Origin of the sequence: Massilia sp. LMS1-1-1.1 (assembly GCF_040815535.1) — a bacterium.
Classification (GTDB): domain Bacteria; phylum Pseudomonadota; class Gammaproteobacteria; order Burkholderiales; family Burkholderiaceae_D; genus Janthinobacterium; species Janthinobacterium aestuarii.
In genome coordinates, this window is sequence record NZ_JBFPNG010000001.1 from 257,551 (window position 1) to 270,281 (window position 12,731).

Sequence of the window (12,731 nt, forward strand, 5' to 3'; positions counted from 1 at the left end):
CCCCAGCTGATAACGCTCGCCAAGTGCCGTAACACGCAGCGTCCCCGTCCCTTGCATACACGTGCAGGGGGAACTTTTGCTAGCGATTTTGCAGCCTTTTGATTAATGAACGTTAAAAAGGAATTTCGTATGAGCACGTATTCTGACATTTGCATCGTTGGCGCCGGCATAGGCGGCTTGATTTGCGCCAGCCGCCTGATCGGCGCCGCCGCCGACAGGAATCTGCGCATCCGGGTATTCGACCTGAATGCCACCGTGGGCGGCCGCATCCAGTCGCGGAAAATAGATGGCGAGGAAATCGCCGAACTCGGCGCCGCCCGCTATTCGCCGCAGCTGCACCCACATTTCCAGCAACTGATGCAGAGCAGCGGATTGCCGCATGCGGTCTACCCGTTCACCGAGGTCATCTCCCACGATAGCGTGCTGGACGAGCTGAAGGCGACGCTGGATGAGCTGAGCCCGAGGCTGGCAGAGCATCCGAACCTCTCCTTCCTCGATTTCGTCAGCCATTACCTGGGCGCCGCCAAGGCCAGCCACATCATCAAGGCGACCGGCTATGACGCCTTGCTGCTGCCGATGGTGTCGGCGGCCATGGCCTACGACATCATCAAGAAACACCCGGAAACGCAGCACTTCACGGAAAACGCCGCCAACCAGTGGCACTATGCCACCGATGGCTACCATGCGCTGCTGTGCCAGTTGCAGCACCAGGCCCAGGTCGCCGGCGTGGAATTCCAGCTCGAACATCGCTTGCTGTCCGTTGAAAAATCGGGCGCCGACCATGTGCTCGCCTTCAGCCACCACGGCGACACGCAGATGCACCGCACACGTCATCTGGTGATGGCCATCCCGCCATCCGCCATGCCGCGCCTGAACCTGGATTTCCCGGCCGCATGGAGCCCGTTCCAGTACGACTCGCTGCCCCTGTTCAAGGGTTTCCTTACGTTCGACACGGCCTGGTGGGACGCGCTGGGGCTGACCGACAAGGTGCTGATGGCGGCCAATCCCCTGCGCAAGATCTACTTCAAGAGCGACAAGTATGTGCTGTTCTATACCGACAGCAAAAGTGCCAGCTACTGGCGCGACAGCCTGGAACTCGGTGAAGACGTGTATCTGGAGCGTGTCCGCAGCCACCTGGAAGAAGTCCTGCCGCTCGATGGCCAGCCGCTGCCGCGGATCAAGGCGCACTTCCACAAGTTCTGGCCGCATGGCGTCGAGTTTTGCGTGGAACCGGAAGCCGAACACCCGGCCGTCCTGCTGCACCGGGACGGCATCATTTCCTGCTCGGATGCCTATACCGGGCATTGCGGCTGGATGGAAGGCAGTCTGATCAGCGCCCAGCAAGCCAGCAGCCTGTTGCTGCAACGGCTAGCTCAACTGGACGAGGTCGCGGCCGCCAATGATACCTTCATCACTTCCTCGACCGAGCGCGCATGAGCCTACTTGACTTCCCCCGCCTGCATTTTCGGGGTTTTGCCCGCGCCAATGTGCCGACGGGGAATCGCAATACGCACGGCAACATCGATATCGCCACGAATGCGGTATCGATGGCGGGCGAGGCTGTCGACCTGAGCCGGCCGCCGTCCGAATTCCATGCGCACCTGAAACAGCTTGCCCCCCGCTTCAATGCAGAGGGCAAGCCCGATCCGGACGGCGTCTTCAGCCAGGCGGCAGGCTACAACTTTTGCGGCAATAATCATTTCTCGTGGGAAAACGCGCGGATCACGGGCGTCCAGCTGCGCGATGGCGAGGTCGACACGCAGGACGCGCTGGTGGGCGCCAAGCTGGCCCTGTGGGGGCACTACAACGAGTACCTGCGCACGACGTTCAACCGCGCCCGGTGGATCGACAACAACCCGGCACAGCCGGACACCACGCTGATCTACGCCGGCCAGTTCACCTTGAGCGACAAGCTGGCCACGCCCAACACGCCCACTTTGTTCACAGCCGATATCGCGCAGGCGCACTCGGTACGCTGGCTCGGCAGCGGCCATGTCACGGAACGCAGCGGGCATTTCCTGGACGAGGAATTCGCCCGCTCCAGGCTGTTCCAGTTTTCGGTGGCCAAGCAAGATCCGCATTTCCTGTTCAATGGGGATCTGCCGCTGCCGGCCAGCATGCAGGCCTTGCGGCAAGCCCTGGACGACGACGCGGTACTGGGCCTGACGGTGCAATATGCGCTGTTCAATATGTCGACGCCGCTCAAACCCGATTCGCCCGTGTTCTACGACCTGGCCGGCAGCATCGGCCTCTGGCGGCGCGACGAACTGGCAAGCTATCCGGCCGGCCGCCTGCTGCAGCCGCGCCAGGGCAGCCTGGGACCGGTGCTGGTGAAAATGCATGCGGACCGCGTCGCGTTCAACATGCCGACCGCCATTCCCTTCACCACGCGCGACCCGCGCGCCGTCTCGGAGCAGCATCCCACGCATGCCCTGGGCGACAAGCAGGCGCTCGGCGACCTGCTGCTGCGGGACGGCGCCGGCACCTTGCTGGCGCGGATACCCGAGCAGCTGTACCGCGACTACTGGCGCCATCACGGCATCTTTGACGTGCCGCTGCAGCACGCTGGCGCGGCCACGGGTTCGCTCAGCCTGGGCAGCGCGCAGGCGCAGTGGGACGAAACCGACTGGGTGCTGCAATCGGACAGCAACCAGCTGTACCTGGAAGCGCCGAACCGCAACAAGCATGAGCAATTTCCGCAGACGATCACCGTGCAAAGCCGCTTCCGCGGCGAACTGGCGGCGCCTACGTCCCTGCCGGCGCAGGCCGAGGACGGCGCGCTGCTGGCCGTGGAGCAGCAGCCGTCGCCGCTCGGACATGGCTACACGGCGCTGACCCTGACGGGGCGCCAGCCGGGCGCGACCAGGATCGTGCTGGGAGCGGACAAGCATAAACAATACCTCGGCGTGCGCGTGCTGCCCGACGACTGGGACCTCGACGACGTACCGGCCGAACAGGTCGACTACGCCTTCCTCTACCGGCATGTGATGAGCTATTACGAGCTCGTGTATCCATTCATGTCGGACAAGGTCTTCAGCCTGGCGGACCAGTGCAAGTGCGAAACCTATTCGCGCCTGATGTGGCAGATGTGCGATCCGCAGAACCGCGACAAGAGCTATTACATGCCCAGCACCCGCGAACTGTCGCTGCCAAAGTCGCGGCTGTTCCTGAAATACCTGACGCAGGTCGAGGCAAAGGCCAAGGCGGCGGTGCCGGAAGCGGCGGTGCCGCCTGTCATCGGCAGCAAGGCCGAGCTGATCGAGGAACTGAAAAAAGCCATCGACCTGGAACTGTCGCTGATGCTGCAATACCTGTATGCAGCGTATTCGATTCCCAACTATGCGCAGGGGGCGGCGCTGGTGCAGGCTGGCCGCTGGCTGCCGGCCGAGCTGGAGCTGGCCTGCGGCGCCGAAGACCGGCGCCGCAACAGCGGCACGCGCGGCGCGCTGCTGGAGATCGCCCATGAAGAAATGATTCACTATTTATTGGTCAACAATGTGTTGATGGCGCTTGGCGAAGCGTTTTATAGCGGCACCCCGGTGCTGGGCCAGTTGGCGCGCAAGCGTTTCGGCCTGGACACGGAATTTGCGTTCGAACCATTTTCCGAACACGTGCTGGCCCGTTTCGTGCGTTTCGAATGGCCCGACTACATTCCCACGCCGGGCAAATCCATCGCCACCTTCTATATCGCGATCCGCCAGGCCGTTGCCGACTTGCCCGGCCTGTTCGAGAGCGGCGGCGGCAAGCGCGGCGGCGAACACCATTTGTTCCTGAAAGAACTGACCAACCGCGCCTATCCCGGCTACCAGCTGGAAGTGTCGGACCGTGACAGCGCGCTGTTTGCCATCGACTTCGTCACCGAACAGGGGGAAGGCGTGGCCGTCGATTCGCCACATTTCGCCTCGTCGCACTTCCAGCGGCTGCGCGCCGTGGCCGGCAAGTTTTCAGCCTGCGACAAACCGTTCGAGCCGGCGCTGCCGGCGCTGAAGAATCCCGTGCTGGAAGCGCGTGCGGACTGCACCGTGGTGACCGACCGGAAGGCGCGCGCGCTGATGCAGCTGTATCAAGGCTGCTACGAACTGACCTTTTTGATGATGGCGCACCATTTCGCGCAGCGGCCGCTGGGCAGCCTGCGCCGTTCGCGCCTGATGAATGCGTCCATCGACATCATGACCGGCCTGTTGCGTCCCCTGTCGGCCGCCCTGATGAACATGCCGTCCGGCGTGCCCGGCCGCCATGCGGGACCGCCCGTGCCAGAGCCGGTCAGCAGTCTGATCAGCAGCGACTACAGCCTGGGCTGCAACATGCTGGCGCAGAAATGCCAGGCGCTGGCGCAGTACGCGCGCGGCCTTGAGAGCGATGTCATCGGCATGGCGCCGATAGAGATGTTGGAGTTTTTTAATCAGCAACTTACCGATTTATCTCGGGGAAAGATGTCAAGAGAGGCTTGAAATGCATAAAATCATTATCGTCGGTGGAGGCCTGGCAGGTAGCCTCAGCGCCATTTATCTGGCGCAACGGGGACACGATGTCCACGTTATCGAAAAACGCGGCGATCCGCTGCTGGAGAATGCTGTAAACGCCGACCCGGTCAACTCGCGCGCCATCGGCGTGAGCATGACGGTACGCGGCATCAAGGCCGTCCTGGGAGCTGGCATCAGCAAGCAGGAGCTCGACCAGTGCGGCGAACCCATCGTCGGCATGGCATTTTGCGTGGGCGGCAGGCACCGCATACGCGAGCTGACCCCGCTCGAAGGCCTGTTCCCCCTGTCGCTGGACCGCACCGCCTTCCAGCGCCTGCTGAACCGGCATGCCGCCCTGCACGAGGTGAAGTATTACTTTGAGCATAAATGCCTGGATGTCGACCTGGAAAGAAAGATCGTGCTGATCCAGGGCCCGGACGGCGCCGTGCAGCAGCTGCATGGCGACCTGGTCATCGGCGCCGACGGCGCCCACTCGGCCGTGCGGCGCGCCATGCAAAGCGGCGTGCGCCGTTTCGAGTTCAAGCAGAGTTACTTCCGCCACGGCTACAGGACGCTGGTCTTGCCGAACGCGGCGGATCTGGGTTTCCGGAAGGACTTGCTGTACTTCTTCGGCATGGATTCCAAGGGCCTGTTTGCCGGCCGCGCGGCTACCATTCCGGACGGCAGCATCAGCTTCGCCCTGTGCCTGCCCTACACGGGCACGCCCAGCCTGGGCACGCTCAACCGCGAAGCCATGGCCGACTTCTTCAGCCGCTACTTCGGCAACCTGCCGCCGGACCGCCGCAAGGAGATGATCGACCAGTTCATGGCGCTGCCCAGCAACGACCTCATCAATGTCCGTTCCAGCACCTTCCACTACAAGGCCAATATCCTGCTGATCGGCGATGCGGCGCATGCCACCGCCCCCTTCCTCGGACAAGGCATGAACATGGCGCTGGAAGACGTCCACGTCTTCGTTTCCCTGCTGGAAAAGCACGGCAATGCCCTGGGCCCTGCCCTGTCCGAGTTCACGCAGCAGCGCAAGGTGCAGGCGGACGCCATGCAGGACATGGCGATCGCCAACTATGAAGCGCTGAGCAATCCGAATCTGATTTTCTTCCTGCAGACGCGCTACACGCGCTACATGCACAAGAAATTCCCCCGTGTTTATCCGCCAGACATGGCGGAGAAACTGTACTTCACATCGGTTCCTTACGATGAATTGCAGCAAATCCAGAAGAAACAAAACGTTTGGTACAAACTTGGAAGGGTAAATTAATGAACATTCTCGTTATCGGCGCAGGCCCCGCAGGACTGCTCTTCGCCAGTCAGATGAAACAAGCCCAGCCCGGCTGGAATATCAGCATCACGGAAAAAAACACCCCGGAAGAAGTGCTGGGCTGGGGCGTGGTGCTGCCGGGACGCCCGCCGCGCCATCCCGCCAATCCGCTCTCCTATCTGGAGCAGCCGGAACGGCTCAATCCGCAGTTCCTGGAAGAATTCAAGCTCGTGCACCACGACCAGCCCAACCTGATGAGCACCGGCGTGACCCTGTGCGGCGTGGGACGCCAGGCCCTGGTGCAAGCACTGCGCGCCAAGTGCGTGGCGGCCGGCATCGCGATCAGCTATGAAACGCCGCCGGCGCCCCGGGCGCAGCTGGAAGCCGAGTACGATCTGGTCGTGGTAGCGAATGGAATCAATTACAAATCGCTGGAGTTGCCGCCAGCGCTGGCGCCGCACATCGATTTCGGCCGCAACAAATACATCTGGTACGGCACCACTCAGCTGTTCGACCAGATGAACCTGGTGTTCCGCAGCAATGAGCAAGGCATTTTCATCGGCCATGCCTACAAATACTCGGACACGATGAGCACCTTTATCGTCGAATGCAGCGAAGAAACGTACGCCAGGGCCGGGCTGGAAGCGCTGTCCGAGCGCGACGCCGCCGCATATATCGCCAAGACGTTCAAAGCCGAGCTCGGCGAACATGGGCTGCAGAGCCAACCGGGCCAGGGCTGGCGCAACTTCATGACCCTCAGCCGCGACCGGGCCTGCGACGGCAAGTTCGTCCTGCTCGGCGATGCGCTGCAATCGGGGCATTTTTCCATCGGCCATGGCACCACCATGGCGGTGGTGGCGGCCCTGCTGCTGGTCAAAATCCTCAATACCGAAGCTGGCACGGCCGCCGCCCTGGACAGCTTTAATGCCCGCGCCGTGCCTCTGATGCAATTGTTCAAGGACCACGCCAACGCCAGCCGCCTGTGGTTTGAAACCGTAGGCGAGCGTATCGACCTGAGCAATGCAGAGCTGACCGACAGCTTCGACGCCCGCCGCAAGGACTTGCCATCGCTGCAGGAAGCGCTGATGGCCAGCCTTGGCTACGCGCTGGGCCGCTAGGGAGATACCATGCCGACACACGTCTCCCCGCCGCTGCTGCCGATGCAATGGAGCAGCGCCTATGTTTCCTACTGGACGCCGATGCAGGAGGACGACCAGATCACGTCCGGCTATTGCTGGTTCGACTATGCGCGCAACATCTGCCGCATCGATGGCCTGTTCAACCCCTGGCCGGAAAAGGAACATGGACACCTGCTGTGGATGTCGGAAATCGGCGACGCCAGGCGTGAACAAAGCCGCAAGCAGAAAGTGGCTTATGCACGGCAGGCGCAGGCAACTGGCGAGCTGCTGCAGGGAACGGCGCTGGCCGACGAGGTGATGCCGTTTCAGGCGCTGTTCCTGCCGCAAGCGGTGCTGCTGGACGGCGGCGCCCGTCATGACGGCCGCCACAGCGTGCTGGGGCGGGAGGCGGATGCCTGGGTAGTCGAGCCAGCGGGCAAGCCGCCATCGGTGTTTTACCTGGAGGCCGGTGGCAACCGCCTGCTGCGCATGATCACAGGCAACGACCCGCAGCACCGTTCGGTACGCGACTTTCCCAACCTGTCTGTCGGCGACATTCCGGACAGTGTCTTTACGTCTTGCAACACCTGACCAGGGCATGGCGCGCGCCAGGGCCACATGCGGCCGGCACGCGCGCCATCCCTGGCTAGTGTTTTTTGTTATTACTCTCGAAGGATATTGCTATGCCGCTGGTTGTTTACATTCTGGGGTTGACGATCTTTTCGTTAACCACATCCGAATTCATGGTGGCGGGCATGATGCCGTCACTGGCCCTGGCCATGGACGAACCGGTGACACGGATCGGCTATCTGATCTCCCTCTACGCCATGGGCATGGTCATCGGCGGGCCGCTGAGCACCATCGCCCTGCTCAAGCTGCGCGTGCCGAACAAGCAGGGGCTGCTGTGGCTGCTGGGCTTTTATGTCCTGGCCCAATCCGTCGCCGCCTCAGCCACCAGCTATGACATCCTGGCCGTCGCGCGGGTGGTCACGGGCGTGGCCGCCGCAACCTGCTTTGGCCTGTCCCTGGCGATCTGCGCCGATATCGTCAGCCCCAACGCGCGCGGACGCGCCGCCGCCGTCGTGATCGGCGGCCTCATGCTCGCTTCTGTGGTGGGCGTGCCGGTCGCCACGCTCATCGACCAGCACCTGGGATGGCGCGCCAGCTTCTGGCTGGTGGTGCTGCTCGCACTGATGTGCCTGGCGCTCATCACCGTGCTGGTGCCGCGCACCAAGCCATCCGAAGTCGTCAGCCTCGGTAATGAACTGGCAGAGTTCCGCAACCGCCACCTGTGGGCGGCGTATGCCAGCAGCGGCCTCATCATCGGCGCGATTTTCGCGGCATTCAGCTACTTCGCGGCCATCCTGACGGAAATTACCGGTTTTCCGGCGTCCGCTATCCCCTGGCTGCTGGGCGTCTATGGCGTCGCCAATGTAGTGGGCAATGGCGTGGTCGGCCGTTATGCGGACCGCTACACCACCGTCATCATGGTCTGGGGCATGGTCATCCTCAGTATCAGCCTGGCGCTGTTCGCCGTCTTTGCGCACGACAAGACCATCAGCGTTGCCCTGCTGGTCGTCACGGGCCTGGTCGGCATGTCGATGAATCCCGCCATCATCGCCCGCGTGATGAAGACCGCCCATCCGGGGCCGCTGGTCAACACCGTCCACACCTCGGTCATCAACATCGGCCTGGGCGCCGGTTCATGGCTCGGCGGCCTCGGCATCGCCGCCGGCTACGGCTTGCGCTCGCCACTGTGGGTCGGTGTCGCGCTGGCAGTGCTTGGTCTCATCAGCTTGCTGCCTTACCTAGGGCACAAGTCGCGCGATTCGGTGCTGTCGCATTAGCGGCCGGCGACGTGTCTTGACGGCCAGGCCCAATCCCGGCAAGATCATGGTGCTGGCTGACAAGCTGCCGGCAACAGCTACCCTCTAGCGCTGGAGCCACCACCATTGAGCCAGGAATATTCCACGGCGATGCGCGACCTACTTGCCGCGCGTGACATCAGGCATGCCCGCACGCCGCCCGTCAGCGGGCTGACGCGGCAGCACTTCAGCGTCGCCAGCGAGCACAAGGAACTGCAGCTACTGGCCTGGCGCGATTATCTGGGCCGGTTCCTTGACCTCCAGGTAAGGCGCCAGCAGCTGGGCAATGGTTTTCACGCAGAACTCGACACGTACTTGCTGCCGGACATGGCATATCTGGATAGCCGCACGGACGCGGTTACCCAGCTGCGCAGCAATGAGCGCATCTCCACCGACAGCATGCGCGATTTCGTCTTTCACATCGCCGTGCAGGGCATTATCGAGACCAGCACGGCGCGCCCCAGCGCAAAAGCGCTGCAATACACGCCAGGCATACTGGCCCTGGACATGAACCAGCCGATGCGCATGGTGCGGCCGACGCGGGCGCATGTACTGGCCTTCTTCCTGCCCCGTGCCGCGGTCAGCGCGCACCTGCCCGATGCCGAAGCCATTCATGGCCGCATCGTCGGCTATACCACGCCACTGACGCGCATGCTGCCGGCTTACCTGAATATCCTATGCCAGCGCCTGCCAGCGCTGCCGGCAGACCAGCAAGAGCAGACGCTACGCACGTGCGCCCGGCTGATCATTGCCGCATTTGCCAAGCAGCAGCGCCTGGAAGAGCATGGGCGCGCTGTCGCCCGCGCCGCGCTGCAGGGACAGATCGAACACTATATCCAGGCGAACCTGCACGAGGAACACCTGACGCCGGACGGCGTGATGCGGGCGTTTCCCGTCGCGCGCTCGACTATCTACCGCCTGTTTGAATCCCAGGGGGGCCTGGCCGCCTATATCCGCCATTGCCGCCTGCGCGACGCGGCACATGAACTGACCAGCATGCGCCATCTTGCCGTGACGCAGATCGGACTGGGACTGGGCTTCAACAGCGCCTCCGATTTCTCACGCGCGTTCAGCCGCGCGTATGGCATGTCGCCGCGCGATTTTCGTGAACAATTCGGGAACAGTTCAGGCGCAGTCCGGAATGATCTTTCCTCAAAATAATATTTTGAAAAAGTGAAACAGGGTGTCAAGTCGGCATGAACCAGGGATGGAGAATCAAGTTCCCTACCCGCCCGCGACAGCTGCGGGACCGGTTCCTACTCTCGACGGAGTTCTGCACCCATGCGTAACGACAACAACGATGCCACCTTCGCCCCCGCCCTGGCTCCGCACAATGAAAAGGCGAACGCCGCCATCGTCAAGGCGGTGCGCGCCAGGGACTGGACAAAGACGGCGGTGCGCTACGGTGAAATTTGTTTGACTTTGGCCAAGCCGGATGAGTTCACCGAAGTATGGAGCCAACTGGACCTGAGCACGTTCCCCCCCGACCTGAACAACATGCCGTGGATCGGCCTTTACCATTTCACAGGCAGCGGGCAGCGCGATGCGAATTGCCTGCCCGTCGGCGACATCGCGGTGTCCACCAGACTGGCTCCACCGTATCAGCCGCCCCGGGCATCTCCCATGTTTTACCTGTCACCGTGCCCGGAAGCGCCGCCGTCCGCCCTGGGTCCCGCATTGGCGCATCCGACGGGGTTCCGTTTTCTGGTCAATGACAGAGGCTCCAAAAACCCCCGGGACATCTGCTACTGGCAGCCCATTGCGCCCGATGGCTATTACGCGCTTGGCATCTGCTTTAACGCCAGGGAACCAGACAGAAGCAAGTACTGGTGCGTGAGAAAAGACCTGTGCATTTCCGTCGACAAGATCCGCGTATGGCAAGAACACGGATGGCAAGGCAGCGGCAGCGTGGAAGCGCCGAAGGCGCGCCCGGACAAATGGAAGGATGTTCAGGACGGATACGTCCTTTTGTCGCCACTGGCGTATACCTATGGCAGCTTGCCGGCATTTTACTTGCGCCTGCCCATGGCCTGCCTCGACGTGGAGCCATTTGATTTTCCCGGCCCGCCACGGCCGGAGCTGGACCCGGCAATTGTGGTCAACCACAAGCTGAAGGCCGGCTTGAGCCCAGTCGTGATCGTCCCGTTTACCGCCATCCCCGGTGACGCCAGCAACGTACCCGACCAGCCATACACGTCGCCCTTCTATTTCATCGCCGCCCAGCCGTATTACTTTTGCTACAACGTGTTATCGCCGACCGGGGGCGGCACCACGACGACAACCTACCGCGTCGGCGTGACCAAGGAAGAATCCACGACCTTCGAACGGTCGACGTCGATCACCACGAATGTCGAGGTCGGTGCCGTGTTCGAAGGTCCCACCGCCTCGGCATCCCTTTCCATGACCAACACATTTTCATTAACGCAGCTGAGCGGCCGCACGGAAGAGACCAGCGTCGAATATTCGGAACAGCTGATCTTCAAGGAAACGGCGCGTGTATGGCAATGGCAATTGCTGACCGACCTGGTGGTGACGCGCTCGGATGGGACGCAGATCAGGCCCATCGCCTACCGGAATCAGGACCGCACCAACATTCCGCCACCGGACAAGGCGAGCCCACCAGAAGCCATGGAAAATTGAATCGCCGTTCTTTCCCAGCAGTACAACAGTGTGTTTGACATTTCTCATCCAACCAGGAGGTTTATATGAAACTGCAACGTCTGTTTTGCCTTGTCGCCTTGATCTCGGCCGTTTCCATGGCGGGTGCCGCCAAGCAGGAGAAGGAAACACCCAAGGAAAATGCGGCGGCCAGCCCGGCCACCACCAAGGCAGAGAAAGATGCCGCCGCGGACCAGCAAGGCCACGCCCCTTGCTGGTCCGCGCGGCAATGCAGCGGCAAATCCAGGCCCAATCTCACGCTTGAAGCGTGCAAGCGGGGCAGCTTCGGCAAGTCGTGGGGACTCGCTCCCGGTCCGGGCTGCAGGACTTTCTGATGGCGATACCTTGATCCTGCCCGCATGGCGCAGGCGTCAATAGCCCCGCCCGCACCGCCTGGCCGGTTGCGCGGCGGCGTGTTTCGGCTAGTGCTAGCTGATGACCGGCCTGGCACGTCCCGCCCGCGTCGCCAGCCAGCACAGGATGGCACCGCCGCACACCATCGCAGCGCCTTGCCAGAAGGCCAGTGACAGCGGCGTGCGCAGCAGCAGCGACGACAGCGCGGCGGACAGCACGGGGATGAAATACGAGGCGCCAGCCAGGATAGTGACGTTACCGTGAAGAATACCCACGTTCCACGCGGCGTAGCCAAAGCCCATGGCGCCCGCGGCCAGGACCAGATAGATGATGGCCTCGGCGGTGAATGCCATCTGGCCGCCCCCTTGCAGCAGGTACTTGGTCCACAAGCTGATGGAAACGAGGATGAAGAACAGGGTCACGCCATTCTTGCCCTGCGCGAGGCGCGCCGTCACGGTGCAATACGCGGCCCAGATCAGCGCGCCCGCGAAGGCCAGGCCATAGCTGAGCGGGCTGCTCCGCACATTGGCCACGGTGTCGGCCACGTCAAAGCCCTGCTCGCCGCCCAGCACCCGGCAGATGCCGGCGACGGACAGCAGGAAACCCGGCACGATGAGGAAATTGCTCTTTTGCCCGTTGAACAGGATGGCCGCAACAATGGTGAAGGTCGGCCACAGATAATTCACCATGCCCACCTCGATGGCCTGACGCGCCGTGCTCGCATAACCGATCGACAGCGCCAGGCACAGCTCATAGGTAACGAACAGCACACTGCCCCAGACCAGGTAGCGTCGCGGAAATTCGCTCAGCCTCGGATAACCCACGGACAGCAGCAGGAACACTGACGCCACGCTGTACATCATCGCCGCCCCACCCGTGGGTCCCAGCAAGTCAGTGACACTGCGGATCAGCCCGATAATCGAGCTCCACAGCAGAATGGCGCCCAGTCCGGTCAGGGTGGCCTTGTTGGTATTTTTCATGTGTATGTCATTCA

10 protein-coding genes are annotated in these 12,731 nt (G+C 62.4%); 9 read left to right on the forward strand and 1 reads right to left on the reverse strand.

Going from position 1 to position 12,731, the window contains the following annotated elements; all coding sequences use genetic code 11:
• Positions 1–129: 129 nt before the first annotated feature.
• From vioA to MRBLMS1_RS01310, 9 genes are all read left to right on the forward strand, one after another.
• Entirely contained in the window at positions 130–1,437 is a 1,308-nt protein-coding gene (gene vioA, locus MRBLMS1_RS01270) for a flavin-dependent violacein biosynthesis tryptophan-2 monooxygenase VioA (RefSeq protein ID WP_485877296.1), read from the forward strand.
• A complete protein-coding gene (vioB, locus tag MRBLMS1_RS01275) occupies positions 1,434–4,451 on the forward strand; it encodes an iminophenyl-pyruvate dimer synthase VioB (RefSeq protein ID WP_485877298.1) in 3,018 nt (1,005 codons plus the stop codon). The genes vioA and vioB overlap by 4 nt, the downstream gene beginning before the upstream one ends.
• Position 4,452: 1 nt before the next feature.
• Positions 4,453–5,742: an NADP-dependent violacein biosynthesis oxygenase VioC gene (gene vioC / locus MRBLMS1_RS01280; protein WP_485877300.1), complete on the forward strand. Its 1,290-nt coding sequence runs from the start codon at positions 4,453–4,455 to the stop codon at positions 5,740–5,742.
• On the forward strand, positions 5,742–6,860 hold the full coding sequence (gene vioD / locus MRBLMS1_RS01285) for a flavin-dependent violacein biosynthesis monooxygenase VioD (RefSeq protein ID WP_485877301.1): 1,119 nt from the start codon (positions 5,742–5,744) through the stop codon (positions 6,858–6,860). The genes vioC and vioD overlap by 1 nt, the downstream gene beginning before the upstream one ends.
• Positions 6,861–6,869: 9 nt before the next feature.
• Positions 6,870–7,451, forward strand: a complete 582-nt coding sequence (vioE, locus tag MRBLMS1_RS01290; RefSeq protein WP_485877303.1) for a violacein biosynthesis enzyme VioE — start codon at positions 6,870–6,872, stop codon at positions 7,449–7,451.
• Positions 7,452–7,543: 92 nt separating this feature from the next.
• Positions 7,544–8,707, forward strand: coding sequence for an MFS transporter (locus MRBLMS1_RS01295; protein ID WP_485877305.1), 1,164 nt, complete (start codon positions 7,544–7,546; stop codon positions 8,705–8,707).
• 129 nt (positions 8,708–8,836) lie between these two features.
• A complete protein-coding gene (locus MRBLMS1_RS01300) occupies positions 8,837–9,886 on the forward strand; it encodes a helix-turn-helix domain-containing protein (RefSeq protein WP_219328767.1) in 1,050 nt (349 codons plus the stop codon).
• 120 nt (positions 9,887–10,006) lie between these two features.
• Complete coding sequence (locus MRBLMS1_RS01305) at positions 10,007–11,365, forward strand: Vps62-related protein (RefSeq protein WP_485877308.1); 1,359 nt, start codon at positions 10,007–10,009, stop codon at positions 11,363–11,365.
• A gap of 65 nt (positions 11,366–11,430) precedes the next feature.
• Complete coding sequence (locus MRBLMS1_RS01310) at positions 11,431–11,718, forward strand: hypothetical protein (RefSeq protein ID WP_034755607.1); 288 nt, start codon at positions 11,431–11,433, stop codon at positions 11,716–11,718.
• A 93-nt stretch (positions 11,719–11,811) separates the two neighbouring features.
• On the opposite strand, the gene yddG is transcribed toward MRBLMS1_RS01310, so the two are convergent.
• A complete protein-coding gene (gene yddG, locus MRBLMS1_RS01315) occupies positions 11,812–12,717 on the reverse strand; it encodes an aromatic amino acid DMT transporter YddG (RefSeq protein WP_456149988.1) in 906 nt (301 codons plus the stop codon).
• Positions 12,718–12,731: the final 14 nt, after the last annotated feature.

Excerpts from the sequence above, each read along its gene's own strand:
- vioB (WP_485877298.1), top strand. The coding sequence starts at position 1,434 with ATGAGCCTACTTGACTTCCCCCGCCTGCATTTTCGGGGTTTTGCCCGC.
- MRBLMS1_RS01305 (WP_485877308.1), top strand. The coding sequence starts at position 10,007 with ATGCGTAACGACAACAACGATGCCACCTTCGCCCCCGCCCTGGCTCCG.
- MRBLMS1_RS01295 (WP_485877305.1), top strand. The coding sequence starts at position 7,544 with ATGCCGCTGGTTGTTTACATTCTGGGGTTGACGATCTTTTCGTTAACC.
- vioE (WP_485877303.1), top strand. The coding sequence starts at position 6,870 with ATGCCGACACACGTCTCCCCGCCGCTGCTGCCGATGCAATGGAGCAGC.
- vioC (WP_485877300.1), top strand. The coding sequence starts at position 4,453 with ATGCATAAAATCATTATCGTCGGTGGAGGCCTGGCAGGTAGCCTCAGC.
- MRBLMS1_RS01300 (WP_219328767.1), top strand. The coding sequence starts at position 8,837 with ATGCGCGACCTACTTGCCGCGCGTGACATCAGGCATGCCCGCACGCCG.
- yddG (WP_456149988.1), bottom strand. The coding sequence starts at position 12,717 with ATGAAAAATACCAACAAGGCCACCCTGACCGGACTGGGCGCCATTCTG.
- MRBLMS1_RS01310 (WP_034755607.1), top strand. The coding sequence starts at position 11,431 with ATGAAACTGCAACGTCTGTTTTGCCTTGTCGCCTTGATCTCGGCCGTT.
- vioD (WP_485877301.1), top strand. The coding sequence starts at position 5,742 with ATGAACATTCTCGTTATCGGCGCAGGCCCCGCAGGACTGCTCTTCGCC.
- vioA (WP_485877296.1), top strand. The coding sequence starts at position 130 with ATGAGCACGTATTCTGACATTTGCATCGTTGGCGCCGGCATAGGCGGC.